This window comes from Sediminispirochaeta smaragdinae DSM 11293, from assembly GCF_000143985.1.
Taxonomy (GTDB): domain Bacteria; phylum Spirochaetota; class Spirochaetia; order DSM-16054; family Sediminispirochaetaceae; genus Sediminispirochaeta; species Sediminispirochaeta smaragdinae.
In genome coordinates this window covers 1689537-1715460 of record NC_014364.1, presented here as the reverse complement: position 1 = coordinate 1715460, position 25924 = coordinate 1689537, and the positions used below count along the sequence as shown (strand labels likewise).

At 50.9% G+C, this 25924-nt stretch carries 24 protein-coding genes; 4 read left to right on the top strand and 20 right to left on the bottom strand.

Going from position 1 to position 25924, the window contains the following annotated elements; translation table 11 throughout:
* Positions 1 to 50 precede the first annotated feature (50 nt).
* Together SPIRS_RS08085 and SPIRS_RS08080 are read left to right on the top strand one after the other, a co-directional pair.
* Positions 51 to 2135, top strand: a complete 2085-nt coding sequence (locus SPIRS_RS08085) for an FAD-dependent oxidoreductase (protein WP_013254189.1) — start codon at positions 51 to 53, stop codon at positions 2133 to 2135.
* A complete protein-coding gene (locus SPIRS_RS08080) occupies positions 2136 to 3104 on the top strand; it encodes a polyprenyl synthetase family protein (protein WP_013254188.1) in 969 nt (322 codons plus the stop codon).
* Here the strand turns inward: SPIRS_RS08080 and SPIRS_RS08075 are convergent.
* Complete coding sequence (locus SPIRS_RS08075) at positions 3101 to 4891, bottom strand: methyl-accepting chemotaxis protein (protein ID WP_245537732.1); 1791 nt, start codon at positions 4889 to 4891, stop codon at positions 3101 to 3103. The two genes, SPIRS_RS08080 and SPIRS_RS08075, sit on opposite strands and share 4 nt — an antisense overlap.
* A gap of 186 nt (positions 4892 to 5077) precedes the next feature.
* On the opposite strand from SPIRS_RS08075, the gene SPIRS_RS22115 reads away from it, so the two are divergent.
* A complete protein-coding gene (locus SPIRS_RS22115) occupies positions 5078 to 5341 on the top strand; it encodes an HPr family phosphocarrier protein (RefSeq protein WP_171814761.1) in 264 nt (87 codons plus the stop codon).
* A complete protein-coding gene (locus SPIRS_RS08070; protein WP_013254186.1) occupies positions 5338 to 5703 on the top strand; it encodes a cupin domain-containing protein in 366 nt (121 codons plus the stop codon). The genes SPIRS_RS22115 and SPIRS_RS08070 overlap by 4 nt, the downstream gene beginning before the upstream one ends.
* Here the strand turns inward: SPIRS_RS08070 and SPIRS_RS08065 are convergent.
* The 19 genes from SPIRS_RS08065 to fliY all read right to left on the bottom strand — a co-directional run bounded on the left by SPIRS_RS08065 (position 5666) and on the right by fliY (position 25924).
* The gene (locus tag SPIRS_RS08065; RefSeq protein ID WP_013254185.1) at positions 5666 to 6598 is read right to left on the bottom strand and encodes a carbohydrate kinase family protein; all 933 of its coding nucleotides are present in this window, start codon (positions 6596 to 6598) and stop codon (positions 5666 to 5668) included. The genes SPIRS_RS08070 and SPIRS_RS08065 overlap by 38 nt on opposite strands.
* Before the next feature lie 2 nt (positions 6599 to 6600).
* The gene (gene ettA, locus SPIRS_RS08060) at positions 6601 to 8286 is read right to left on the bottom strand and encodes an energy-dependent translational throttle protein EttA (RefSeq protein WP_013254184.1); all 1686 of its coding nucleotides are present in this window, start codon (positions 8284 to 8286) and stop codon (positions 6601 to 6603) included.
* Positions 8287 to 8309: 23 nt separating this feature from the next.
* Complete coding sequence (locus SPIRS_RS08055) at positions 8310 to 10298, bottom strand: chemotaxis protein CheA (RefSeq protein ID WP_013254183.1); 1989 nt, start codon at positions 10296 to 10298, stop codon at positions 8310 to 8312.
* 3 nt (positions 10299 to 10301) lie between these two features.
* The gene (locus SPIRS_RS08050) at positions 10302 to 10934 is read right to left on the bottom strand and encodes a DnaJ domain-containing protein (RefSeq protein WP_013254182.1); all 633 of its coding nucleotides are present in this window, start codon (positions 10932 to 10934) and stop codon (positions 10302 to 10304) included.
* Complete coding sequence (locus SPIRS_RS08045; RefSeq protein WP_013254181.1) at positions 10927 to 12603, bottom strand: Hsp70 family protein; 1677 nt, start codon at positions 12601 to 12603, stop codon at positions 10927 to 10929. The genes SPIRS_RS08050 and SPIRS_RS08045 overlap by 8 nt, the downstream gene beginning before the upstream one ends.
* Positions 12587 to 13141, bottom strand: a complete 555-nt coding sequence (locus SPIRS_RS08040) for a DUF6115 domain-containing protein (protein ID WP_013254180.1) — start codon at positions 13139 to 13141, stop codon at positions 12587 to 12589. Before SPIRS_RS08040 ends, SPIRS_RS08045 begins: the two co-directional genes overlap by 17 nt.
* A gap of 7 nt (positions 13142 to 13148) precedes the next feature.
* Positions 13149 to 13478, bottom strand: a complete 330-nt coding sequence (locus tag SPIRS_RS08035) for a hypothetical protein (protein ID WP_013254179.1) — start codon at positions 13476 to 13478, stop codon at positions 13149 to 13151.
* Positions 13478 to 15424: a FapA family protein gene (locus SPIRS_RS08030; RefSeq protein ID WP_013254178.1), complete on the bottom strand. Its 1947-nt coding sequence runs from the start codon at positions 15422 to 15424 to the stop codon at positions 13478 to 13480. Before SPIRS_RS08030 ends, SPIRS_RS08035 begins: the two co-directional genes overlap by 1 nt.
* A 16-nt stretch (positions 15425 to 15440) precedes the next feature.
* Complete coding sequence (gene whiG / locus SPIRS_RS08025; protein ID WP_013254177.1) at positions 15441 to 16229, bottom strand: RNA polymerase sigma factor WhiG; 789 nt, start codon at positions 16227 to 16229, stop codon at positions 15441 to 15443.
* 3 nt (positions 16230 to 16232) lie between these two features.
* A complete protein-coding gene (locus SPIRS_RS08020; RefSeq protein ID WP_013254176.1) occupies positions 16233 to 16847 on the bottom strand; it encodes a hypothetical protein in 615 nt (204 codons plus the stop codon).
* A 54-nt stretch (positions 16848 to 16901) separates the two neighbouring features.
* Complete coding sequence (locus SPIRS_RS08015) at positions 16902 to 17771, bottom strand: MinD/ParA family protein (protein ID WP_013254175.1); 870 nt, start codon at positions 17769 to 17771, stop codon at positions 16902 to 16904.
* Positions 17772 to 17773: 2 nt separating this feature from the next.
* Positions 17774 to 18979 carry a flagellar biosynthesis protein FlhF gene (gene flhF, locus SPIRS_RS08010; RefSeq protein ID WP_013254174.1) on the bottom strand — a complete coding sequence of 402 codons (1206 nt, stop codon included), beginning with the start codon at positions 18977 to 18979 and terminating at the stop codon, positions 17774 to 17776.
* Positions 18980 to 19000: 21 nt separating this feature from the next.
* A complete protein-coding gene (flhA, locus tag SPIRS_RS08005) occupies positions 19001 to 21091 on the bottom strand; it encodes a flagellar biosynthesis protein FlhA (RefSeq protein WP_013254173.1) in 2091 nt (696 codons plus the stop codon).
* Between the two features lie 24 nt (positions 21092 to 21115).
* Positions 21116 to 22255: a flagellar biosynthesis protein FlhB gene (flhB, locus tag SPIRS_RS08000; protein WP_013254172.1), complete on the bottom strand. Its 1140-nt coding sequence runs from the start codon at positions 22253 to 22255 to the stop codon at positions 21116 to 21118.
* Positions 22252 to 23052, bottom strand: coding sequence for a flagellar biosynthetic protein FliR (gene fliR / locus SPIRS_RS07995; protein ID WP_013254171.1), 801 nt, complete (start codon positions 23050 to 23052; stop codon positions 22252 to 22254). The genes flhB and fliR overlap by 4 nt, the downstream gene beginning before the upstream one ends.
* A gap of 8 nt (positions 23053 to 23060) precedes the next feature.
* Positions 23061 to 23330: a flagellar biosynthesis protein FliQ gene (gene fliQ / locus SPIRS_RS07990; protein WP_013254170.1), complete on the bottom strand. Its 270-nt coding sequence runs from the start codon at positions 23328 to 23330 to the stop codon at positions 23061 to 23063.
* A gap of 11 nt (positions 23331 to 23341) precedes the next feature.
* Positions 23342 to 24124: a flagellar type III secretion system pore protein FliP gene (gene fliP / locus SPIRS_RS07985; RefSeq protein WP_013254169.1), complete on the bottom strand. Its 783-nt coding sequence runs from the start codon at positions 24122 to 24124 to the stop codon at positions 23342 to 23344.
* The gene (locus SPIRS_RS07980; RefSeq protein WP_013254168.1) at positions 24121 to 24732 is read right to left on the bottom strand and encodes a flagellar biosynthetic protein FliO; all 612 of its coding nucleotides are present in this window, start codon (positions 24730 to 24732) and stop codon (positions 24121 to 24123) included. The genes fliP and SPIRS_RS07980 overlap by 4 nt, the downstream gene beginning before the upstream one ends.
* 64 nt (positions 24733 to 24796) lie before the next feature.
* Positions 24797 to 25924 (bottom strand): flagellar motor switch phosphatase FliY, encoded by a 1128-nt coding sequence (fliY, locus tag SPIRS_RS07975; RefSeq protein WP_013254167.1) that lies wholly within the window; start codon positions 25922 to 25924, stop codon positions 24797 to 24799.

Below are 25924 nucleotides of genomic sequence, written 5' to 3'. Positions count from 1 at the left end.
AGAAAATATTCACAATAACGTGAAAATCATAACAGAATCTGGAGGAAGGAATGGGTAAAACCAATATTGTGATTCTCGGCGGTGGATATGGGGGTGTTGAAACTGCAAAGAAATTACATAAACAGTTCAAGAAACGACCTGAGATAGAAATTACCCTTATAGACCGAAACCCCTATCATACCCTGATGACGGAACTCCATGAAGTCGCAGGAGCAAGGGTTGAACCTGATTCGGTCAGGGTCTCCTTTGCTCGTATTTTTTCCGGAAAACGAGTACATGTCGTTCTCGATGAAATCACCGCTATCGACTTCACAGGAAAGAAATTAACGGGTAAAAGCGACTCTTATGAGTATGACTACCTGGTTCTGGGGACCGGTGCCGAACCATGTTTTTTCGGTGTCCCGGGAGCACAAGAGCACGCTTTCACGCTCTGGTCCTTTGAAGATGCGATGAAGATCCGTGAGCATACCGAGCGGATGTTTTTGGAAGCGAGTCAGACATTGGACCCGGAAGAGCGAAAAAAGCTTCTGACCTTTGCCGTCGCTGGTGCCGGTTTTACCGGTATCGAACTGGCGGGAGAGTTGGTTGAACGGCGAAGCACGCTCTGCAGAGAGTACGGCATCGATGAATCGGAAGTAAGGATCATGGTCGTCGAGGCCCTCGGTGAAATACTTCCGATCCTGCCGGAAAAACTTCAGCAGAAAACGATGAAGTATCTGGAAAAGCACGGCGTGGAAATCTGCCTCGAAAGCAGAATTACCGAAGTGACTCCCGACGGCTTTTCAACAAACAACTGCGATTCCCATGATGCAAAAACCTTTATCTGGACCTGCGGTGTTTTCGGAACAGCCTTTGGCGGGGAGTTGGATCTCGAGCAGGGACACTGCAGCAGGCAAAAGGCAGACGAATATCTGAGAAGTCCGGGTAAAGAAAACGTCTTTCTTACCGGGGATATGGTGTGGTTCCTTGAAAACGAAAAGCCACTTCCCCAGATTGTAGAGACGGCACTGCAAACCGCAGAGGTAGTCGCTCATAATGTCGCCGCTTCCATCGAAGGAAGTCCCATGAAGGCGTTCAAGTCGAACTACCACGGTTTCATGGTCTCCCTTGGTGGGAAATATGCCGTAAGCCACAATATGGGCATATCGATGTCGGGCTTTTTCGCAACAGCTTTGAAGCACCTCATCAACGTTCATTATCTTTTTGGTCTTGCAGGCTTCAATGCCGTATGGGGCTACCTGCGACACGAAATCCTCGACATCAAAGAGGGACGTTCCCTGGTTCGCAATCTCATTTCAGCGAAGATTCCCAATTACTGGGCAGTCCTCTTGCGTCTCTGGCTCGGCCTGATGTGGGTCTTCGAAGGGATCAATAAGATTGGTGAAGGATGGTTTCATTTCTCGGCCGGTTCGAAATCGGGATGGATGTTTAGCCAAGGAGTTGTGCAGGCGGGTGTACAGGCAGTTACAGACGCAACCAGTGCCGCTTCCGCTGCAGAGGCAGGAACGCAGGCTGCTCAGACTGCCACCGAGGCGGTCACAGCCGCAAGCGGTGCAGCAACAGATGCAGCCGCCACCGTGGCCCACGCAGCCTCAGATGCCGTCACAGCCGCAAGCGGTACAGCGGCAGACGCCGCCGCAAATACGGTCAAGGCAGCTTCAGACGCGGTATCCGCCGCTTCCGATGCCGTTGCAGGTGCCGCATCCACTGCAGTCGCCCATGCCGAGCAGGCCTTCCATACCATCTGGGATACGGCGAACTCTATCCTTGCCTATGATAATCCCTTGGTGACATGGTTTCGCCAAACCTTCATGGACGGCATCTTTGTTCACCTGCCCTTTCAGTTGTTCCAGGTCATGGTTGTTGTTGTAGAGATAGGTATCGGTCTTGCCCTCATGGGTGGTCTTTTTACCTGGATTGCCGCAGTTGTGTCGATCGGTATGTGCCTGATCTTCACCTTGTCGGGAATGTTCAGCTGGAATCAGCTCTGGTTTGTATTCGCGGCCATTCTTATGATGGGCGGAGCAGGTCGCGGCCTGGGTCTTGACCATTGGGTAATGCCTTGGATCAAAAAGTGGTGGAATGGAACGAAATTAGCGAAAAAGAGTTACCTCTATAGCGGTGAACCCAAATAGATGAAGCAATCCGTTCTTGGTATTCCCTCCCTCGACTCCGATCTCCTTCGGGTCAGGGAGGTTATACTTACTCATATTAGAAACAGCAGCCCGACAATCAGAGAGGGACTTGAAGAGCTTATTCTTGCACAGGGTAAGATGCTCAGGCCATCCTTTCTCCTTCTCACGGCGCGATGCGGTAAGTTCTCCAAAAAAAAGGCGTACGATATTGCCGCGGCCATTGAGATGCTTCATATCGCAACACTTATTCATGACGATGTCATAGACGATGCGGATACCCGTAGGGGAGTTCCCGCCGTTCATACAAAGATAGGCATTCGAAAGGCTATCCTGATGGGGGACTACCTCTTCAGCCGCTGTTTTTCGATTGCCGCCCAATATGCGACAATTGAAAACGGCAGGTCCCTCAGCACTGCTGTTGGTTTTATCTGTCAAAGCGAAATTGATCAGTCCACGAAAGAGTACGATTTTGCCATTTCCCGCAGGACATATCTTCGAAGAATTGCGGGAAAGACAGCAGCGCTTTTCCTTCTTTCATTTCATGCAGGAGCGAGCCAAAGCAAAATGAATAAAACTCAGGTGATGTGGGCACGACGGGCCGGGTATGCCATAGGCATGGCATTTCAGATCATCGACGACATCCTTGATTACACAGGCAGCAAAGAGGTACTCGGAAAACCTGCGGGCAGTGATCTACGCCAAGGGGTATGTACCCTGCCGTTGATTATTGCCAGAGAAACAAAGCAGTCGGAAGAGATATCCGCTTTGATTCAACGCCTGCCCAATGATCCCGGCGTAGTTGATGCGCTTCTTTCGATAGTAGAAGGAAGTGGGGCTCTCGCCACCGCCCGGGAGGAGGCTCAATGCTACACCGACAGGGCCATAGAGGCACTTGACCATCTTCCGGCGAACCAGGCAAGAGAGCAACTACTTGCGCTGACCCGAACCGTCCTGGCTCGATCCTATTAATCTTCCAATCGAAACCGGCCGATTTTTTCTGCAAGAGAGGCAATCACGGCAGCAGTATTGCGGCCGGCCTCTCCCAGCTGCGTCACCCTTTCTCCCATTGAAAGGACCGCTTTGCCAAGGTCTGTGGTCGCATTTTCCATGGTGGAAGCATGCCCTCCCACCCGTCCGATGGTCTTGCTTACCTTCAACGACGCATTATCCATTTCAGCAGATCGTTCATCCATTTCCACAGATGTATCACGGATGGAGAGGATCGCCCTGGTAATTTCTCCGCTTCCGGAAAGAATCTCTTCCATTGCTCCGACGATCTCTGACATCGACGACTGAGCCCTATCGCTTTCCGCAAGGATTTCCCGGAAGAGCTGTAATGTATTGACTGCCCCCTGGTTCATCTCCACAGATCGCTTTGCAGCCGTTTCAATGGCTTCCTGAATCATACGGGCATTTTCACCTGTACTATCGGCAAGCCTGCGAATCTCACCGGCAAGAACGGCAAAGCCCTTACCCGCCTCTCCCGCATGAGAGGCCTGGATAGCGGCATTCATCGAAAGCAGGTTGGTCTTTTCGCTTATGTCGTTAATAATAGTAACGATGTCTTTGATTTTTTCCATATCAGAAACCGTATCGGAGACCATTTTTCCTGTCGCCTCAAGCATCGTATGCCCTTTCTGAGTACTTACGGCAAGCCGGCCGGAAGCTTCCTGCCGTTCTCGTGCAATACGGGTGGCACTTGCAATTGAGGCGTTCATCTCCTCCACTGCGGCACTCGATTCACTAATCGAAGTGTTCTGGCTTGAAAGCTTCATACTGAGATCGGAAAACCCTTTTCGAAGCTCTTTTAGTTCCGACTCCCCAGCGGATACCATTGTGTGGAGCTGTTCCGCCTCATCCTCCGCAGTCTTGACACCAGCGATAGCCTCTTCGCGTACACGATCAGAGGTTTCAATGATGCCTATTGTTTCCTTTTGGCTTTCATGATGAGCAAAGATGATCTTACGAACATCATACAATAATTCTCTTAAGAGGATAATAAACTGATTCATCGCCTCGGCAATAGCCGAGAACTCATCCCGTCCCGTCAGGACCACATCGGAAGAAATATCCCCCGTCTCAAAACGGAGAAGTTGCCGCCGGAATTCCCCTATCCTTCTATCAAGACCCCTGATCGTTAGAAGCGAGAAAAAGGTGAGTATAAAAAGAATGATGGCAGAAACAATGATCGAGAAGCGAATTGCCGAGGAAGCAAGCCGAGCGTTCTGTCGTGATACCTCGTCAACAAGTGCTTTCAGGCGTACAGTAAGGGTTTCGCTTAAATAAGTTGAAAGCTGCAACACCTCTTTTGCCGCCCGGTCTATGGTAAAAACCTGGTAGTAGGAGTAAGCCTCAACCAGCCCGGGCAGATAATCGGGGTAACGCTTTTCAATCTCCTCAACCTTTGCCAAAACCGATTCCAGCTGCCGTTTTGTAACATCGTATATCTCAAGAACGTCTTTGGTTTCCCGGGGAGCCGTCTTAACACTCTCGGTAAGATACGTTTCGATTCTATCGTCGACACGGCGGACCTGTGCGATAACCTCAGGAAGCGTATCGTGTAAGTCCTCGGCAAGCAGGATTTCCTTCGTAAGGTTACTTAACTCATGGAGTTCGCCTATGAGGCTGGTTCCTTCAAGACCGATATGGTATTCGGACATAAGCGTCCGGATGGAAAGGGTCAGTACAAATCCCGCACAAAGAAAACCGACTAAAAAAACAACATTCAGTAAGAGCAATTTTGAACGAACTTTCATGAAATAATAGTATCTGACTTTTTCTTTGTAGTAAATAGTGTCCGGAATCCTGGTGGCTTCCACCGATTGACTATCTTCCCTCGTATGCTTGGGGCTGAGAAACACCAGGATTCGGAACACTACCCTTTGCTCTGGTAAAATGTTCGGGAGTTTTATATACTTTCCGTTATGGTTCAGCGTTCTGCAGTGATACAAAACAAGGCGGGAATTCATGTTCGGCCTTCCGGTGTCATTATGAATGAGGTCTCGCCGTACGAAGGGAAGGTCATCCTGAAAAAGGAGGATGTCGAGGTCGAATTGACAAGCATCATGGCATTGCTTTCCCTCGGCCTTGTCCAGGGTGACAAGATAACAATCCACATTGAAGGTCCCGACGAAAATAAAAAGGCTGAGAAACTGGTAGAGTTGTTTCAACACAATTTCGACTATCCTGGGAGGGAATCGGGATGATTATTAGACAGACGTCGATGCGCAACGAAGTGAAAGAGCATATGAGAGACGGAGAAGGTAATATCGCTTTACGTCATTTGCTCTCTCCGGAGCAGGTACCGGGAGGACGTCTTTTCAGTGAGCTGACTCTCGTTCCCGGCTCGTCTATCGGAGAGCATACCCACACGGGAGAGACCGAATACTATTACATTCTTGAGGGAACAGGAGAAGTCGACGAAGGGACCGGACCTATAGCGATAGCAGCCGGAGATTTGGTGGTGACCGGCAACGGGGAAAGTCACAGCATTAGGAACAACGGAAATACGCCCCTTCGCCTTATCGCTCTCATTCTCTTCGATCGGGAGAATCTTTCATCGCAGTGATGTCATCGAGGATCCACCCCGTATATGCGGGAACGGCACCGCTGCTGCCTGCGACGAAGCTGCTTAGTCTGCTTGCAAAGCGAAGGGCCTTTGCTTTGGTCAGCCCTTTGAGATAGGCAGTCAGGAAGGCGGCTGAGAAACTGTCACCCGCTCCGACGGTATCCACAACAGGAATATCAACAATGGGCTCGTCATAGCGCATCTTTCCGTCAAAGAGTGTCGATCCATCTTTCCCCTTGGTTATACATATCATCCGGACTGGAAAGGTATCAAAAATGGCTTTACAAAACTCCTCTTCCCTCATGGTTCGGGAAAACAGAGCATCTGAGACTATGGGGACCTCTTCGTCATTCAATTTAAGAATAGTGGTAAGCATAAGGGAATCATGGAGGATTTTCGCTGAATAATAGCTGAGTCTGAGATTTACATCAAAAAAGCGCTCGCCTGCATTGCTGTGATCCACAAGCTCTCTGAGCACCTGGCGATTTTCCTTGCTTCGTTGGGCAAGGGTACCGAAAACAAAGAGATCCCAATTGCGCTTTGAGATAGCTTCCAATGCCGCATCCGAAAGGGTTATCGCATCCCAGGCAACGTTCTCAACGATTTCGTACTCCGGTTTACCTTGAGCATCAAGGCTAACGGGAACCGTTCCCGTAGCCAGCTGAGGATGAATATTGATAAAACTATTGTCAATACCGAGGTGTTTCACCTCTTCAAGGGCCGCGGACCCAAGGCGATCCTTGCCAACGGCCGAAGCTATTGAGACCTCACCGCCTAGGGCCGCCATATGTGCGGCGAGGTTAAAGGGGGCCCCACCAATGTGCGGTTCATTATCTATAATATCCCAGAGGATCTCTCCAAAAGCAAGTGCATGAATTGTGTCGCGTTTTTCCATTATCAGTCCCTTGTAAGTTTTCGAAATTTTATCCTGTGAGGAATGAGAGCATCATCACCAAGTCGTCGACGACGGTCCGCAGCATATTCGCTGTAATTACCTTCAAACCAGAACACCTTGCTCTCTCCCTCGAATGCAAGAATATGGCTCGCTATCCTGTCCAGAAACCAGCGATCATGGCTGACCACCATGACCGATCCCCCGAAGCCGAGGAGCCCCTCCTCCAAAGCCCGCATGGTATTAACGTCCAGATCGTTTGTAGGCTCATCGAGTAGCAAGAGATTGGCACCGCTTTTGAGTATCATGGCAAGTTGCACCCGATTTCGTTCTCCACCGGAAAGGGTCTGCAATTTTTTCTGCTGATCCGCTCCCAGAAAATTGAACTGAGCAACATAGGCCCTGCTATTGACACTTCTCTTTCCAAGCAGAATTTCATCTTCACCGCCAGAAATCTGTTCCCAGACACTCTTCTCCGGGTCAAGAGAGGCTCGGGTCTGTTCCACATAGGCAAGACGTACGCTCTCGCCGATACGAAGCCTTCCCGAATCGGGAACCTCACTGCCCGTCATCATACGAAACAGCGTCGTTTTGCCTGCTCCATTCGGGCCGATAATACCGACAATGGCACCAGGCGGAACAGAAAAGCTCATATCTTCTACCAGAATATTTTCGCCGTACGCCTTGGAAACGGTCCTGGCCTCTACTACCAGGGAGCCTAAACGTGGCCCCGGCGGTATGTAGATTTGGAGATCACGATCCTGCTGTGTGGATTCCTGGGAGAGTAGCGATTCGTAGGCGTTGACCCTTGCTTTTCCCTTGGCATGTCGCCCCTTCGGCGCCATTTTTATCCATTCGAGCTCCCGCTCAAGGGTTTTTCGGCGACTGGTTTCCTGCTTTTCTTCGGTAGCCAGCCGCCGATTCTTCTGCTCGAGCCAACTCGAATAGTTTCCCTTCCAGGGAATTCCTTTTCCACGATCCAATTCGAGAATCCAGCCCGCTACATTGTCAAGAAAATAGCGATCATGGGTGACCGCTATAACGGTGCCACTATATGTTTGCAGATGATGTTCGAGCCAGGCAACGGTTTCTGCATCAAGATGGTTTGTCGGCTCATCAAGCAGAAGAATATCGGGCTTTTGAAGGAGCAGTCGACACAGGGCGATGCGCCGGCGTTCTCCACCGGAAAGGGAATCAACGATCTGATCGGGAGGTGGGCAACGAAGGGCATCCATAGCAAGTTCAAGTCGGCTGTCGAGATTCCAGGCATCAAGATGGTCCAATGCCTCCTGAACCTCACCCAAGCGGGCAAGCACTTTTTCCATCTGCGTATCATCCATAGGTTCGGCAAAGCTTTCATTGATCGCATCATATTCGGCAAGAAGGGCAACAAGTTCCTGGACACCTTCTTCAACAATTTCACGAACCGAAGCGCCCTTTCTCAGTCGAGGTTCCTGCTCAAGGTACCCGATGGAAAAACCGGGAGCCAGAATGGTCCGACCATCGAAATCCTTGTCGGCCCCGGCGAGGATCTTCAAAAGTGAGCTTTTACCCGCTCCATTGAGACCAAGAACTCCTATCTTTGCGCCGTAGAAGTAGGATAGGGAGATTGAGTCGAGAATCGTTTTTGTTCCGTGCCGCTTACTGACACCGACCATCGAATAGATGATCTTCCGATCGTCATCGGCCATGAAATGCTCCTGTCATCGATGTGTTAGTTTATTGCCACAACCGAAGGCGAAAGATAGAGGAAACCGCTTTTACGCCCTCCTATTGAGCTACGGTAGAGAAACGGGCTCTCCTCCACAAAGAGGGTAAACTGTTCTTCGGGCACTTCCCTGGTAAAGAGGAGTTCGTCAACCAAAAAGGCACCCTTACGATCAAGGTGCTGCATGATAAGAACAAGCTCTTGAGGAGGAAGGCGATCGGTTCGGAAAAGGCGCCCATCGGGACTGAAAACCGGTATGCCGTTCCACTCAAGGCGCCCTTCAGCATCCCCTCCGAAGGTCCCGTCCGAGGCCTCCTCGACGGAGAGAATACTCCGTTCAGGAACAGCCAGGACAAGCTGCTCGCAACGCACCATTTTTAGGGTAATGAAGGAAGCCCCTCCAGGTATGGTAATGGTAAACCTAGTGCCCTTTCCATCTTCACTCTCCGCTTCAAGATAGGCGCCCTCAATGCGGCCTATCTTTCGGTACACAATATCCAAACCAAAGCCGCGGCCAGAGAGGTCCGTCGCTTCATCCTTTGTCGTTATTCCGGGCCTGGCAAGAAGTGCGGCAAGTTTGTTAGCCCGGCCACCGTCCGTTCCCTCAGCATCACCCTCCAAGGTAAGATCTTCACCAAGCCTGGCAGAAAGCTTTTCTTTATCAATACCCCTTCCGTCGTCGGATACCGAAAGGCTCAAGCCTCCAGCTCCACGATGGACATCAAGCCGAATTGTCCCTTCTTCGTCCTTGCCCGCTTTCAGTCGTTCCCCGGGAAACTCAATCCCGTGATCAACGCCGTTCCTCAAAAGATGGAGGATCGTCTCTCCCAGAAGTTCGGCGATTCTTCGATCGACATCGAGCTCTCCCCCCGACAAGACAAGCCTGACTTTTTTCCCAAGCCGCTGGGCCATCTCTGCCACATATCCGGGATATCCGGCAAAAAGTTCCGAGAGACGAACCTTTGAAAGGGTCTTACCGACCGATTCCAATCCCTCGATAAGATTACCCAGTTCCGCTAAGTTGGAGGCAACGGCCTCCGGTTCTTCTTTCCGTCTATCGATTCGCCGTTCGAGCTGGTGAAGTGAAAGCTTCAGCTCGTCGATGTAACCTGCAAGGAGATTCAGCAGCCTCGGTTCAACCCTAATGGTAGCCGAAACATCCCCATGCACTCCTTCATCCTCTTCGCCCTCGCTCTCCAGCACTGCGGCATAGGAGACGGGCGTCAGGCTGATCGAATCAACCTGATCGATATGCACGGCCTGATACAGCTGCTTTACAGCACCCTTGCTTGTAAGGAAAATGGTCAGGGACCTAAAATCATCACCATTGGCGGAGATATCCTGATCAGGACGAAAAAGCGGAATGGTGCGAATCACATTGGAGACCTGTTCCAGGTTACTCAAAAGAAGGTAGGCCTTGGCAAAAGGCATGGCCGCGTCACGGCTAATATTCAGGAAGAGGCGGTACAGCCCTTCACCCCGACGACGGGCTTCTTTCAGCAAATTGGTTTCGAAGGGAGAAAAATCGGGAAGGGCCGTTCCGACAATGCTCGGGATAGAAGTGCCGTCCCGTTCCTTTAGGCCGGAAAGGAGACCTCCGTCGGAAAGAGCATGCGCAGGGGACGTCTCCGAATCCTTTGTGCCTTCGACGGATATAGTTTCCTTTGAATCGCCTCCGGATAGAAGGAAATCGAGGATCTCCCCGATGCGATCGTTGGAAAAAATCAAGTCATCCACCTTCCGTGAAGAAAGGAGCTCTTTGCCGGTCAAAGCAAGATTGATGGTCGTTTCCATCTGGTGGGCAATGGAGGTGACCTCATCAATTCCGATATAGGCGGCTTCGGATTTAAGCGAGTGCGCGTTCCGCAGAAGCTGACGAAGGAATTCCACACTATTCGGTCTGGAGCTCAGCTTCAACAATAAATGGTGAATATTTTGAGAAAAGGCCTTTCCGTCGTCGAGAAAGGTCGTATACAAGCGATCGCCACTCTGCATTCCTTAAGCCCCTTTTCCTGCGACGAACAGAGTAACGGCCCGATTCCTGACCGCTCTGTTTCCATCCTGCATTGCAAGATTGATGATCGTGGAAAAGCCTCCGCCCCCTATCCGTCCCACGGCATCCAAAACGGCAAGCCGTATTTCCTGGTCGGAACGGGAGAAGACAGCGGAAAGCTCACCGGCACATTGCCGGACACCAAGCTTTCCCACCGCATCAACAGCCGATCGTACCACAAGAGGGGCAGGATCAAAAAGGGCCTTTCGGATGAATTGATAGCTACTTCGCTTACCGCTGTTACCCAATTGTTTTACGGCAAAGGCACGGAGCTCGGGCACTTTTGCCTCCGTGACCATTCTGCCGAGGGCATCGGTATTGATCTCTTTTTTTGCATGGGCGCGCGTCGAGGGCCGTTTACGCCCCCCGCCGGGAAACTGTATACAACTGCCGTCCACCTGCCTTACGCTCAATACCTTATAGGCCCGAACCACCCGCTTAAACTGCTCGCTCGTGGCAGGGGTGTGAGAAAGATCGGGATGAAGCTGTTTGACAAGCCTTCTGTAGGCAGATTTTATCTCTTCCTGGCTGGCCCCACGTCGAAGGCCAAGGATTTGATAGAGTCGACTATCATCCATATTTGAGCTCCTGATCACGAAGAATGGCCTCAATCTCGCCCAATACCGTTTCTAAAGCGATACGACAACTGTTCAAATCTTTTCCTCCATTGCCTGCACACGCCTCTGTCGCAGCAACGAGGATTTCGGAAATTTCTTTTTCAAAAGAGGAATCAATGCCGGATCCGGCTCTCCGCCTCTCCTGCTTCACCCGATCGACAAGATGGAGGACCTTGTCCCGTACACCTGTTTCGAAATTACCGGAAACCGTCGGGGGATTCGGTTCTCTGCTGATCGTCACGTGCTGAAGCGATCCCGTATCCACATCGCGTGCAAGGGCATGGAGAATACCATCTTCGTCGACCCGAAAACTCACTTCGATTAATGGTTCGCCCTTGCAACCGTTGCGAATACCACCGAGCAAAAATCGCCCAAGAGAAGTGTTCGCTTCGACCCTTTTACTGTTTCCCTGAAGGACATGAATCTCAACAGAACGCTGTCCATCACAGATTGTGGTGAAATGCTGTTTGCCAACAGCGGGAAGCGGGCTGTTTTTTTCAAGGATGGTAACGACATTTCCTCCCTCAATCTCGACACCGAGAGGAAGAGGCGTCACATCATGAAAGAGACTCTTTCGCCCATCCTGGATCATGCCGGCATGAACCGCAGCACCGAGGGCAACGACCTCTTCCGGATTGATGCGATTTTCGGGACGCAGCCCTGTCAGTTCACCAAGAAGGCTTCTGACCAGGGGGATTCTGCTGGAACCGCCGGAAAGGATAAGCGTGTCGGGACGAACCTTTGCATCATCCATGGCCTGACGACACAGAGAAACGGTCTTCTCGATAAAAGGACGAATAAGTTCATTAAAACGGTTTCTGCTGATCTCGAAGGCGAGATGCAATGGAGAAGTCCCTCCTCCGATAAAAGGCAGGCTAATGGAGGCGCTCTCACGGCTGGAGAGTTCGATTTTTGCCCGCTCTACTTGCTCCATCAGCTGCTGGCGAAGGGTCGGATCTCCCTCAAAATCCACGGAAGGTGCCCTACGGGAAAAGTCACGAACCACCTCCTGGAAAAGCAGTTGGTCGAAATCGATCCCTCCGAGCTTGTTGTCGCCACAGCTCGAAAGAACCCGAAAGTGACCATCGGAAGAAGAAAGAATCGTAACATCAAAGGTTCCGCCTCCGAGATCATATACCATGATATTGCGACTCTTCCCACACGAAGATGCATAAGCCAAAGCAGCAGCGGTTGGTTCGTTGATAATACGCGATATTCGCAAGCCTGCAAGATGTCCGGCCTCTTTTGTTTTTCGACGCTGAGGCTCCGTAAAATAGGCAGGAACGGTGATAACCGCCTCTTTTATCTCTTCACCAAGATAGGCCTCGGCATCGCTTTTCAACTTCCTGAGAATTTCGGCACTAACGACCTCGGGCAGCATCTCTCGATTTCCAAGTTTTAGGGGGGACGTACTTCCCATACTTCGCTTTACGGCGGTGGCTGTTCCCCCGGGGTTTATCATTGCCTGGTTTTTTGCCGCTTCGCCGACTAAAAGTTCACCGGAGCCAGTCACCGCCACAATGGAGGGGGTAATACGATTACCACGATCGTTCGGTATGATAGTGGGCTGCTCCTGTTCGAGAAAGGCTGCTGCAGAATTCGTCGTTCCAAGGTCAATACCGATTACCATGCTCTACCTCTTCCCTGCCGCCGGAAAGATTGATCATAAGTTCAACCTCACCAACGGTAGCACCGGTTTTCTGAGCAATAACCTGACTGGAAAAGCCGTTTCGGCTCATCTCAAGAACTCGCTCCCGAAGAGGAGGCAGTGTTTCCTGCTTCTGTTTCGCAGGAATCTCTTTTTGATCTCCCCTCATCTGATCAAAATCAGGTAATGGGTTCTGCACCTCCGGTAAGGGATGACGCAGATGAGAATAGGTTATTCGCTCCTTCTCTTTATTTTCGGCCGCTTTTCCGAGGAGCGTAATTCTTTTATCGGCATCGGAGAGTTTTTCAGTGAGACGGCGTATGCTATCCTCGATTAAACCGACATTCCGATCGGTAACCTGATTGATTTCGCGCACGATCTCTTCCGCCTCCTCCCTGATCTCCCGCAACAGGGAATCGCTCTTTCGTCTTCGCCCAATCTCCTTAGAGAGCCGTATATAAGCAAAGGCCATGAGGATAATATTAATAGCAACACTTAAGGCGACAGCGGTAACAAGCATTTTTTCATCACCCGCTTATATCGATATTTTTTCCGATATCCGGATCCTCATATATTTGTCGTCCTTCCCCATCGTTTTCCTCTTCCTGCTTCTTCTTTTTAGACTTCTCCTCTTCGGATTGGGGGTTACGATTTTTCCCATCCTCCACCTTTCCGGGGCCGTCTTCCATCTCTCCAGCTTCATTGACACTCTTGTCCCGATGTTGCGTCTCTTTAACGAGCTCTGACCCCTGGGCTTCCTGCTGCAAAACCGCGGCATCCTTCAAAATCGCCTGCTCTTTGCCGACACTGTGGAGATGGGCAAATAGGGTTTGTAGGTCAATAGGTTGAATCGACATTACCGTTTTTGGGAGTAATCCTCCTCCGGTTCCTCATACTTCGTGACCTTCACAAGATTCCCCTCGTTGATGAAGGTAGAGGCTTTATACTCACTCTTTGTTTCGAGCGTAGCATCCTTGATGACAATCTTTACTCCAGGGAAAATGCGATCGCTTGCCGATATCTTCCCCCGCACCTTTAGACTGGAAAGATAATTCTGAAGCTCTTCGATCTCCTCGGAAAGGGTGTTTTTTTCCTGTTGGAGAGTCCGCCGTTGCTTCAACAGATCCTGGAGATACTTTTCCTTTTCTTCCGAAAGCTCTTTTTTCCGCTGCTTCTTCAAGGTTTCAAGGGTGGTGATATTCCGGCCGAGGTCGTCAAGCTGCTTTTCTATATCGTTTCGTTTTTCATTCAGACGGACAAGCTTTTCCTTGCTTTTGGGATCGAAGCCAACTTCGAGAATCGTCTCCGATCCGGAAACCGAACCAAGGGTTTTTGCTGCAATCTCTTCGGCGGAACGAAGGCGGCCGCCGACAATGGTCGCCCGCTTTCCTTGACAAATAATCCGCTGGACAGCCTCAACGGAACTGTTGATGATCCCGTCGCTGGCAACCACCAGTTCTCCCGCTTCGACATTTGCGTTCTCAATAAATTTCGCCCAGACCCCTTTCCCTGCGACAACCTTACCGCCACCTTTACCGAGAATTCCCTGATGAACAATCACATCACCCTCGGCATCAAGCTCGCACTTGCCCACATTGCCGAGGACCTCGATATTGCCGGCGGCTTTTACCTTAAAGCCGTCGTCGACATTTCCCTTCACCATCACCGTTCCGAGGAATATGACGTTTCCACCGGTTTTTAAATTGACATCACCGGGAACGACATAGACAGGTTCGACGTTGATTTTTTCGTTTTGGAGCATCACCTGCCCGTTGATAGAGGCAATGGCGGTAAGACCGTCCTCCGACAACCTGGCGTTCTTCCCGATGCCGATCTGGACGTCCTTTCCGTCCTTCGCCGGTAAGAGCTTGCCGGAAACAGTGCGTCCGGACTGCCCCTCCCCAGCCGGTATCTTTTTTGCAAGGGCCTGGCCTTCGACCACATTCTGGACAAGGTTGGTTTCTTTGAAATCAACCTTTCCATTCTTCTCTTTGAGGCGGATCTTGGAGCGGTCCACTTCAAAGTTGTAGATAATCCTGGCGTCATCCCCATTTTTCGGTTTCGTACCGGAGGCAACAAGAATGGGTTCTCCATAACGGGGGTCGTTCTCAAAATCCCGAACCGCATCTTCATCGATTCCGTGTACGACACCGTTATTTTTTAGAGCACTTATAATACTATCGAAATTGAGATCGGCCCCTCCGGGTGAAGGGGGTTTCGCAACGATGAAAGCCTTCATATCAAAGTCCGTTATATCGACCGAAAGCATTGCATCGGCGGCAGGATTGTATATAAACTCTCCGACCTTGATAAACTCCCCGTCCGCCTGTTTTACGACCCGTTTTACCATAGACCGGTCAAAATCGTGAACGGCCCTGCCTGTAAGGGTATCAACCGCCGTTTTCTCGCTGATCGCAACACCGGAACCGACAGGTGGAAGCACCTTGAGAAAAGCCCCTTCGGGACGGAGTTGGACCACGACGCCACCGTCCCGATCTTTTACCTCTTGCTTATCCCCGAGGCCGAGATCCATGGAAAGTAAATCCGCCCCATCCGCCTCTTCAACCTGTTCGACCATTGGATATGCAACGACAACACAATGACCTTTTCCCAGACCGAAGAGCCCGCGTTTCCCCTGATCACGAATCTCATACTCAAGCTTTTTAACGGGAACCCCCAGCTCTATTGCAGCCTGTCTAAGGGCATCTTCGAGATCCTCTCCTTCAGTCTGTACCCAACGCCGATTACGATCTTCATCAGCTTGAGCCTTCATGTATTCACGAATCTCTTTCAGCTCGACCACTTGATCTCTCCCGGGGTCAATAGATCCCCTTTTTCATATTGGTCAGTTTTGAGCGAAGACGCATGATGGCCTTTGTATGGAGTTGGCTCACCCGCGACTCCGTGACATCCAGGACCTTTCCGATCTCCTTCAAGGTCAAGTCTTCATAGTAATAAAGGACCAGCACCTTTTTTTCTTTTTCGGGAAGTTCGCTGATCGCCTGAACAATAACCCTGCGAATTTCTTCTTTCTCAATGATGATATCCGGATTCAAACTCTGAGGGCTCTCTATACCGTCTACGATGGCAACCGTATCATTCTCATCTCCGGTATACCAGACATCATTGAGAGAAAGGACGGAAGTACCGCTTATCTTGAGCATCAATTTCTGAAAATCAGCGACGCTGATCCCAAGCTCATCGGCAATCTCCTTATCGGACGCAGCCCGTCCGAGGGAGGCCTCGAGTCGATGAATAGTCTCTTCGATCTCTCTCGCTTTCTGACGTACCGATCGGGGAACCCAGTCGATGCTTCGAAGTTCATCGTAGATGGCGCCCCTGATTCTCGTAACCGCATAGGTCTTGAACTTTACATGCTTCTCGGGGTCGAATTTCTCAATGGCATCGAAGAGCCCAAAAACGCCGAATCCGACAAGATCGTCGAATTCAACATTCTGGGGCATTCCGATCGCCACTTTTCCGGCCACATACTTGACCAGCGGAGAGTATTGTTCGATGAAGCGATCCCGGATTTTAGGATCACGGCTGTTCCGGTAGAGCTCCCAGAGCTCGGCTTCCGTCTTCTCTTCCAATAACTGATCCCCCATATATTACCCTTCCTGATCTTTTTTCATAAATGTCCTTACCGCCTTTGCCACCGTTGCAGGATCATGACTGGTACCAAGAAAATCGACTTCGGAACCAGGTGATGTGCCCCCTTGGTTCTCAACCTCTTCCTGACTTGCCGCAACCGACTGAAATGAATCACTAAAGGAGTCTAAGTCGGGCAAATTCCCTTCATCTTCATCATCCGAGACAGCCTCGAGCGTTCCCATATCATCGTCCCCTTCGTCGCCACCATTCGTATCGACAAACGAGTCCTGCTCCTCTTCTTGTTCACTCCTGTAGATGGAAGAGGTCGAATCGTCGTCATCTTCGACAACAATATCGACCATACGCTCTTGTCGGTCACTTTCCGTATCGGCCGCAGGAGCTGCATCCGCAATCGTCCCATCCTCTTCATCACCCTGGTCGGCTTCAAACAACTCGGGCAGAAAACGGACGAATAGAGAACGAACCCCGAAACCGGCGGCTGCAAATAGCAGACCGAAGCCTATCGCCCGTAACAAAAGAGCCAAGAAACCGACCCCGAACAAGATACCGGTAAGAAGGGAAAGAGCAAAGGCGGCGGCCCCAGGTATGTAGGCAAATTTCAGTCCGTCCATGACAATAATTCCCCTCCTCATCTCAGCTTAGGACAAGCAGCCGCAAGCGTCAAGCTACATCCTTCCGATCAGACGGCGGATGAAACGGCCGACTCCGCCGCCTTCCTTGTATTCTACCTTTTCCAGCCGGGAAACAATATGTTTCACACAGATGGCGGCCTTTCCGTTCGGTTCGTTCACCAGAAACGGGCGTTGTTTCAGTACCGATTGAGGCACCGAAAGGTCGTCGTAGACGTAACCGAGATAATCGACCTTAAGATTAAGAAACTGTCCGGCAATGTTGATGACCCGTTCGGCAACCTTTTTCCCTTCGGTAACGCTCTTTACCCGATTCACTATCAGCTTAAGCCCCAGATTTAGACTGTCGATCTCCGTAGCGATAATTTTGATGATGCCATAGGCATCGGTAATTGCGGTAGGTTCGGGAGTCGTAACGATGATTGCATCATCGGCTGCAGCCACAAACGAAAGCACGTTTGCCGAGACACCCGCACTCGTATCGATGATAATGACATCTGCCGATGATAAGGAAGCAAGTTCCACAACAAAGCTTTCCCGCTCCTCCGCCGTAAGGTTTGCAATCTTGGAAAAGCCCGATGCACCGGCAACAAAGCTGATTCCGTAATCCGTATCAAGGATAATATCCTCGAGTCGTTTTTGCTTCCGAATCACGTGATAGAGGTTGTATTTTGGGATAATGCCCAAGGCAACGTTGACATTCGCCAAGCCCAGGTCGGCATCCATCACAATAACCTTTTTTCCCAGCTGAGCATAGGCAATGGCAATATTGACCGACATATTGGTCTTTCCCACCCCGCCTTTTCCGCTGGTTACGGCAATAATCCGCGTGTTTTTCTTCTCTTGAACAGGAGCCTCTTCCCGCCCCTTCATCATTTCCCGCAACTGCTGCGCCTGATCCGCCATGCTTATCTCCATTCCTTTCCGCTAAGATAACGCTGCTCGACTTCGGTAATTCCTTCCTCTTCTTCCTTTCTGATGAAGGTCTCCCGCAGATCAAATCCCTCGAGGGTCTTCAGCAGGACCATTCGATCGGCCTGCAAAATATCCTCCGGAACCGATTGTCCATTGGTAATATAGGAAAGTGTTTTCCGCTTCTCGTAGAGCGAACTTATGATATTTCCTATGCGCATTGTTTCGTCAAGTTTTGTAAGCACTACAGACGAATATCCGAAGGGCTCGAACTGAGCGAGAATATCTTTTACGTCGCTTGCCTTGGTGGTGGCGCTCAAGGCAAGATGAACCTCAGCACGAGTTCCGCAGGCGGAAAGCATCTCCCGCATTTTCGCAAGGTTGACATAATCCTTCGGGCTCTTACCGATGGTATCCACCAGCACGAGGTCGGTATCTTTGTAGATCAGAACCTGTTTCTGCAGCTCCTGATAGGTTTCGACACAGGAAACAGGAACCCCCATGATATCCCCGTAGGTCTCTATCTGCTGCCTGGCACCGATTCGATAATTGTCGATGGTAATAAGCCTGACCGATTTCTGCTTCTCCCCCTTCGTCCCGAGGCTGTGGATTGCCGCCATCTTTGCAATGGTGGTGGTCTTTCCGACGCCGGTTGGGCCGATGAGGATCATAACCTGTGGCCCATCCTGGCCCGTACGAGGAGTGAGTAAAATCGTCTCCATGATCCATCCAAGAACCTTGTCCTGCACGAGCTGAAAATCCTCCAGCTGGTCAACGGAAAGCTCCTTTCGAAGTCGTTCTACCATGGCCGTGATATAGGTGTAGGTAAATTCATTTTCTGAAAGCAGCCGTTCGATTTTCTCGATCGACTGATGCTTTTCAGCTTTGACGGGATAGGGTCCCTCCTCAATCTTTTCACGCAGTCCCCGAACCTCATCGAGTAGCTGCTGAAGGGTTTTCTCTCCCTTGACACTTTCGAGGATCTTCTTCTTCTCATCCGCAGGATCGCTCTTTTTCGGGCGTGGGACGGGATCCTGGGCAATGTAGCCGCTCATCTCCACCCCCTCCCTGCTGAACATACCGAGGAATCCCCCCATGCGTATGGAGCGTTGGGTCAAAATTTTAGCCCTCTCTCCGTACTTTTCCCGAATCTTTCGAAGCACTTCCTGGTGGGTATAGGCTTGTTCAGTAAAGTACTGCATCGTTTTCGCTCCTTTGGGCTCTCATTCTTCATCCAGGTTGATTTCACCGACCCCTTCGGTATCGATGTCGGCGGCTATTTCAGGAACGGAAAGCACCGCTATCTCGGGCAGCTCCCGCTGAATACTTTTCTTTACCAGTAACCTTGCAGCCTCTGAACAAAGAACAACAGGAAAAACCCCCTGCTGCTGGACCGTGTGAATGCCATTGGTGACGGCCCGTATCCATTGCCGATATATTCCCGGCTCCAAGGCCGCAACAGGACCCGATGCCGTATCGACTCGGGCATCGACAATCATCTGCTCGAGAGCAGGTGCGATGGTCAGAACCCTGAGAACTCGCTCTTCCCCTGCATATTGGAGACAAATCTGGCGACCCAAGGTTTGTCTGGTCTTTTCCACAAGAAAAGATGTTTCTTTTGAAACGGGACCAAAATCGGCCAAGGTCTCAAGTATGGGTACCATATTACGAATAGAAACCTGTTCGATCAATAATCCCTGCAACACTTTCTGAATCTCCCCAAGACTAAGGGCCTTGGAAACCTCATCGACAACCGCGGGAAAATCTTCCCGAAGGGTATCCAGGATCGATTTGACCTCCTGCCGCCCGAGCATTTCGAAGGCATGCTTTTTAATCACCTCGGTCAGGTGGGTGGCGACAATCGAGGGACCATCCACTACTGTGTAGCCTGCCCGTTCAGCATCATCCCGATCCTGTTCGCTAATCCAGAGCGCGGGGAGCCCAAAGGTAGGATCTTTTGTCGCCTCACCCGGAATTTCTTCTGCTGCGGTTCCGGGATTGATGGCAAGGAAGTGTCCCACACGGATACTACCCCGCCCCACTTCCACACCCTTTATTTTGACGCAATACTCGTTGGGTTCCAGGCGCATATTGTCGATGATTCGGATCCTCGGAACTACAAGTCCCAATTCGAGTGCCGCCTCCCGCCTAATTCGGGTGATCCGGTCCAGAAGTTCGGCACCCTGATCCTTATCGACTAAAGGAATCAAGCCGTAACCGAGTTCAAGGCTCAACGGATCGAGGGGTACCACGGGGCTCATCTCTGCGGGAGCAGAACGCTCGGGAGTCTGCGCCTCGGCACTTTTTTCGGCCTCAAACTGTTTTATCTCCTTACGGCCGAGACGGTAGGCAAGCAAGCCGGAAAGGAAACTCAACGGGAGCAGAATATACCATGGGAAACCGGGCAGCAAGCCAAGGAGGGCCAGACAAACCGCGGCAATCCAGTAGATCCTGCTTTGCTGAGTAAACTGTTTTGAGATATCGCTTCCGAAGGTCCCGTCGCTTATGGCCCTTGTAACGATCAGACCGGTGGCCGTGGAGATAAGGAGGGCCGGGAACTGGCTGACAAGACCATCACCGATGGTAAGGGAAACATAGGTATTCGCGGCCTGAGCCAAAGGCTCCCCGTGGATCGTTGTCCCAACGATAAGTCCACCGATGACATTGATGGCAGTGATGAGGATACTAACCTTGACGTTACCAGAAACAAATTTGCTGGCACCGTCCATGGCGCCGTAAAAATCGACCTCCCGCTGGAGATCGTTCTTCTGACGGGTGGCCTCTTCCTCTGTCAGTGAACCGGAATTATAGGCCGCTTCGATCGCCATCTGCTTTCCGGGAAGAGCATCCAGGGTAAAACGAGCCGCTACCTCTGCAACCCTCGTGGATCCCTTGGTGATGACGATAAACTGAACGGCGATGAGAATGATAAAGATGATAAATCCGATGACCAGTCCTTCACTTCCACTTGTCCCCGTGACGAAAGTGGCAAAGGCCTTTACCACCTTACCGTCGAAGTCGATACCCTGACTCAGGATCAATCGTGTTGAGCTGACGTTAAGAGCCAGTCCGAAGACAGTGGTTACCAACAGGAGGGTCGGAAAAACCGAAAAATCAAGAGCACGCTTTGCATACAGGACAATAAGAATAATCAGAAGGCTCAACATCAGATTAAAGCTCATGAGAAGGTCCAGCAGAACCGTTGGCAGGGGAATAATGAGCATCCCAACGATAACAATGACACCGATAGCGACAAGCATATCGCTTCGCTCATTGCGAAGGGTCCTCCCAATAAGAGTATGTACGTCAGCCATACAGGCCTCCATCTACCATTATCATCATGATACCTTTGATCCTCCGTTTACACGATACACCTCAGCAAGAATGGTGGCCATCACCTCGTAGTAGCGTTCAGGGATAACCTCTCCGACCTCGACTTCCGCGTACAGGGCCCTGGCAAGGGGTTTGTTCTCTACAATGGGAACATCATGCTCCCGCGCAATGGCCTTGATCCTTTGGGCCATATTATCCTGTCCCTTGGCAATCACCATGGGAGCAACCATTCGCTCCCGCTCCCATTCCATGCCAACGGCGAAGTGGGTCGGGTTTGTAATGATGACATCCGCTTCGGGCACCTTCCTGATCATATTCCGATTTAAAACATCGCGCATCCGCTCCCTTAGCCGGCTTTTTATCAAAGGGTCTCCTTCCATGGTTTTCCGCTCTTCTTTTATTTCCTGTTTGGTCATTTTCAGGGATTCCCGGTGCTGACGCCGTTGAAAAAGATAGTCGGGCAAAGAGAGGGCCAAGAGAGCGATACTCGATTCCACAAGAATCCTGAAGGCGACACTTCCAATGGTACTAAAGGCGACCTCAAAGGGAGCATTCACGAAAAAGGCAAAAATATCGAGGTTATTTTTTATGTTGATATAGGCGATGATCCCGATAATCAAGACCTTCAAAATAGATTTCATCAAATTGAAAAGTGCCTCACCGGAGAGGAAACTCCTTTGAATGAATTTTCCAAAACGGGGCACGATCTTTGAAAAATCGGGAGTAATCGGCTTTGATGTAAAGAGAAAGCCGACCTGGATGATATTACCGAAAAGAGCGGCGGCAACGGCAACGCTGGCAACGGGAGCCACAAGCCTGATAAAGTACCGGAAAAAAGCCACAATCTGCTCACCTGTCAGGTCAGCTTCGGAAAGGAGCGAAAGATAATAACGGAGCATCTCCTCCATGGTACCGAACATGCGAGGCGCCAAAATACCAAGGGCAACAATGGGAAAGAGAAGAACCAGGGAGGAGGTAAACTCTGAACTCTTGGCAACTTTACCTTCTTCCCGTGCCTTTCTGATTTTTTGCTCTGTAGGATCCTCGGTACGTCCCTCATCCTCGGCCGCGAACCACTGAAGATCGATATTCCAACGGGATTCGGCGAATGGGCTACCAAAAGGACGCAACAATGTTTCCATCATAGCCCCCCTGCTTGTGGCACAACGCCCGTCAGAAAACCGGCCATCTCGACAAAACCAGCATCGATCATCTTCCCGAAGGCCTCCATGAGAAAAGGCATGGTAACGAACATCATAAAAAAGGCAATGGCGATTTTCAGAGGAAAACCGAGCATAAGCAGATTCATTTGCGGGGCAGCCTTTGCAAGAAGACCGAGGGCCACAGAAACAAGCAACATCGTTCCGAGAATAGGGAAACTGATGATCATCGCCTGACGGAAAAGATCAACCATTGACCGGACAGCAAGGGTGGCGAATTGCTGGCGGCGTTCCAAGAGGTCCCAGGCGCGAAGGGATTGAAATGAGCCGAGTACACCGTAGAGAAAGAGCTTTCGCAGGCCGTCGTTGATAAGAAAGACGAGCATGGCAACCAGATTGAGGAATTGCCCCATCAACGGGATTTCCACCTGGGCGAGGGGGTCGTAAACCTCGCTCGCCCCGAAGCCCATCTGAAATGAGAAAAACTGACCGGCAACCAGAAAAACGGTAAAAACCACCGTCATCATAAATCCGATCACCACACCGATGAGAACCTCGCCCAAAAGGAGCATGGCGTATTGGAGAGCGGCCTCGGGAATGGGGTAACCGGATTCAGCCACCCACGGATAGATGATAATTGAAGAAAGAAGGGCCAAAACCGCGCGAACGATTCCGGGAACGGCACTACTGGACATGACGGGAGCGACCGCCAGCATAGCAAAAATGCGCGCGAAAAGGAGGAGAAGAAGCTGTGCACCACCGGTCAAGGCATCGATATTCAAGGCTTACACTATCCTCCTATCCTGGGGATCACCATGAACAAATCTATGGTAAAGGTTTTGAGCGTCTGAAGCATCCAGGGACCGAAAATAGCGAGCGCCAGCAGAATAGCGGCAATCTTCGGCACAAAGGTGAGGGTTTGTTCCTGAATCGAGGTCGTCGCCTGAAAAATGGAAATGATGAGACCAACCCCGACCCCGATCAGAAGCACGGGACCGGAGAGTACCAAAATCTGGAAAACAGCACTTCGAATAAGCTCTATTGCAAAACCCAACGTCACCTTTTACCTCCCTATTTAAAACTGAGAATCAATTGCTGTGTAATAAGATCCCATCCGTCGACAAGGACGAAAAGGATCAACTTAAACGGTAAAGAAATCATGACCGGCGGCAACATAATCATGCCCATGGACATAAGGGTAGAGGCAACCACCATATCGATGATGATAAACGGAACAAACAGCAATATGCCGATCTTAAAGGCTACGGTTAGTTCATGAAGCACAAAGCTGGGAATAAGAACGTAGGTGGGAACCTGGGAAAAATTTTCCGGTTTTCCTAATCCCCTCATACGCATAAAAAGCTGAATATTCTCATGATCGCCGTCCATCTGGCGATACATAAAGAGTCGCAAAGGCGCAGCAGCCTCATCGTACATCTCCTGGATGCCGATCTCGCCATCGGCAAAAGGACGGAAGGAGTTTTGATATATCTGTTCTCCCGTCGGCCACATGATGAAAATCGTCAGGAAAATCGCCACCCCCATCATTACCTGATTGGGAGGCACCTGCTGAAGAGAGAGGCTTCGCTTTATAAAATCGAAGACAATGGCAATGCGAAGAAAGCAGGTGGTAAGAATGATGATCGAAGGGGAAAGGGTAATAACCGCAAGAAAAAGCAGAAGCTGTATCGAGAGGGCAACCTCCTGATTACTCTGTGGTTCACGAACCGTGAGATCGATAAAGGGAACGGTAATACCGTTGTCGCTCCGTTCGGTAGGTCGCTCTTGTGCAAAGGAGCTACCGCCCACAACGAAAAGTAAAAATAGAAGAATAACCGTTATGCGCTTTTTCATAGCTTCTTCAACCGGTCCCGCTGTTTTTGAAGAAAATGGACCCCGGAATCACCACCGCTTCCCCGGGCTGCATCACCGAAAATCGAACGAAAGGTACCGGTAAAGCTCTTCCCACCTACTTTCTGAGTGGATTCGACAAGGGCTATGCGATCGAGGGTCTCTTTATCTTCCACCTTGGAAACGAGGCTCACACCGCCATCGGCGGAACCGATGAGAAAGACCTCGTTTCCGACACCGACAAGGTAAAGTGCACGGCTGCCGGAAAGTGGCTGGCTTGCAAAGAGGGTAATCAAATCTCCGCCCCCGCTCTTCGGATGACCGATTCGCTTGAGAAAGAGAAAAAGAGCATAGATAACGGCTATGACGGCGACAAGGACCAGCACCATCCGAAGGAAATCCCAGCCTGAGAAGGTCGTCAGCTCACTTTCAAGCTGAACGGACGGCTGCTGGGCATCGTTGACAACCAAATCCTGTTCGTCGACTGGCCCATTTTCCTGTACACTTAGCGGCTGGGTATCTTCCGATTCCTGAGAAAAAAGAGTAAAGGGCGCTATCATGGCTGTACAAAAGATAAGAGCCAGGACCACCCCTTTGAGTGTCCAATTCATCTATTCCCCTCCCGTTTGCCGCATCGTTCCCCGTTCGATGCGGCTTATCGATGAATCTAACGCATCACGAAAACCCCTCCACCCTATCCATGGGCGAAACGATCTCCGTAACACGAACGCCGAAGTTTTCGTCGATAACGACGACCTCTCCCTTGGCGATTAACTTATGATTTACCAATATATCTACCGGTTCACCGGCAAGCTTATCAAGTTCGATGATGGTTCCCTCTCCCATCCCCAGGATGTCTTTGATGAGCCGTTTTGTCCTTCCCAACTCAACGGTCATCTCCATGTAAACATCCATCAGCAAACCGATATTACCCTGTTCGCCACTTACCATCTGGGGATTCAGCGGAGGAAACTGCACAGGCTGCACATTGGCCTGGTTGTACATTCCCTGACCGCCTCCGTAACCGGGCATGGCGCCCATGCCCATATTATTCATACCCATATTCCCCATGTTTGTACCACCCATGGCTCCAGGGGCTCCGCCCTGAACCTGCGGCTGCTGGTTCATATTCATGCCGGCATTTGCCGACTGAGCAGGCCCGGCCGATGCACCGAGGATTTCCTGTACGGCACCAATGGAAAAAATCTCGTAGAGATAACTGGGCGGTGTATCGTCGATAACCAGAGGATAGCTGGCACGAACCAGCGAAGAACCTGCAGGAACGCGAATATCGGACGAATCAATCAGCTTGGTATCACCGGGAGCATTCATCACGGTTTTACCGATGGAATCCCCGATCACCGTAGCCGCGGAACCGGCAAGGGTGTTACCAGCCTCCTCAATAGCCGACAGGGCCGCCTCATTGAGTTCGACCCCCTCCTGACCCATCATCTTCCCGGCTATCTGAACGGCAATATCCTCCGGAATGAGATAGGAATGCTCCCCGGAAATACCGTCGCTATAATCGATTTTGATCTCGACAAGCCGATCAGGAAGACCGGAGCCCGCCTCGCCGGGAGAGAGTACCTCTACCGTCGGGGCCTTAAGATCGACATTCTCATCGATCATTCCCGAGAGATTAGAGGCCTGGGGGCCTACGATTCCGCCAAGCAATTCCGCAAAGCGGTTCCTCTCCTGAGGCGAAAGCCCCTGATCGGCCCCGCTGTCCGCAGCACCGAAGTCCATTCCTCCGCCCTGAAGCAGAGCATCAATTTCGTCTTGTGAGAGAGAGCCGTCGCTCAT

Coding starts and splice junctions, on each gene's coding strand:
- fliY (WP_013254167.1), bottom strand. CDS start 25,924: ATGAGCGACGGCTCTCTCTCACAAGACGAAATTGATGCTCTGCTTCAG.
- SPIRS_RS08055 (WP_013254183.1), bottom strand. CDS start 10,298: ATGCAGAGTGGCGATCGCTTGTATACGACCTTTCTCGACGACGGAAAG.
- SPIRS_RS08085 (WP_013254189.1), top strand. CDS start 51: ATGGGTAAAACCAATATTGTGATTCTCGGCGGTGGATATGGGGGTGTT.
- SPIRS_RS07980 (WP_013254168.1), bottom strand. CDS start 24,732: ATGAATTGGACACTCAAAGGGGTGGTCCTGGCTCTTATCTTTTGTACA.
- SPIRS_RS08080 (WP_013254188.1), top strand. CDS start 2,136: ATGAAGCAATCCGTTCTTGGTATTCCCTCCCTCGACTCCGATCTCCTT.
- SPIRS_RS08050 (WP_013254182.1), bottom strand. CDS start 10,934: ATGGATGATAGTCGACTCTATCAAATCCTTGGCCTTCGACGTGGGGCC.
- whiG (WP_013254177.1), bottom strand. CDS start 16,229: ATGGGGGATCAGTTATTGGAAGAGAAGACGGAAGCCGAGCTCTGGGAG.
- flhA (WP_013254173.1), bottom strand. CDS start 21,091: ATGGCTGACGTACATACTCTTATTGGGAGGACCCTTCGCAATGAGCGA.
- SPIRS_RS08070 (WP_013254186.1), top strand. CDS start 5,338: ATGATTATTAGACAGACGTCGATGCGCAACGAAGTGAAAGAGCATATG.
- fliP (WP_013254169.1), bottom strand. CDS start 24,124: ATGAAAAAGCGCATAACGGTTATTCTTCTATTTTTACTTTTCGTTGTG.
- flhB (WP_013254172.1), bottom strand. CDS start 22,255: ATGATGGAAACATTGTTGCGTCCTTTTGGTAGCCCATTCGCCGAATCC.
- flhF (WP_013254174.1), bottom strand. CDS start 18,979: ATGCAGTACTTTACTGAACAAGCCTATACCCACCAGGAAGTGCTTCGA.
- SPIRS_RS08035 (WP_013254179.1), bottom strand. CDS start 13,478: ATGTCGATTCAACCTATTGACCTACAAACCCTATTTGCCCATCTCCAC.
- SPIRS_RS08065 (WP_013254185.1), bottom strand. CDS start 6,598: ATGGAAAAACGCGACACAATTCATGCACTTGCTTTTGGAGAGATCCTC.
- SPIRS_RS08040 (WP_013254180.1), bottom strand. CDS start 13,141: ATGCTTGTTACCGCTGTCGCCTTAAGTGTTGCTATTAATATTATCCTC.
- ettA (WP_013254184.1), bottom strand. CDS start 8,286: ATGGCCGATGACGATCGGAAGATCATCTATTCGATGGTCGGTGTCAGT.
- SPIRS_RS08015 (WP_013254175.1), bottom strand. CDS start 17,771: ATGGCGGATCAGGCGCAGCAGTTGCGGGAAATGATGAAGGGGCGGGAA.
- SPIRS_RS08045 (WP_013254181.1), bottom strand. CDS start 12,603: ATGGTAATCGGTATTGACCTTGGAACGACGAATTCTGCAGCAGCCTTT.
- SPIRS_RS08075 (WP_245537732.1), bottom strand. CDS start 4,891: ATGAAAGTTCGTTCAAAATTGCTCTTACTGAATGTTGTTTTTTTAGTC.
- SPIRS_RS08020 (WP_013254176.1), bottom strand. CDS start 16,847: ATGGACGGACTGAAATTTGCCTACATACCTGGGGCCGCCGCCTTTGCT.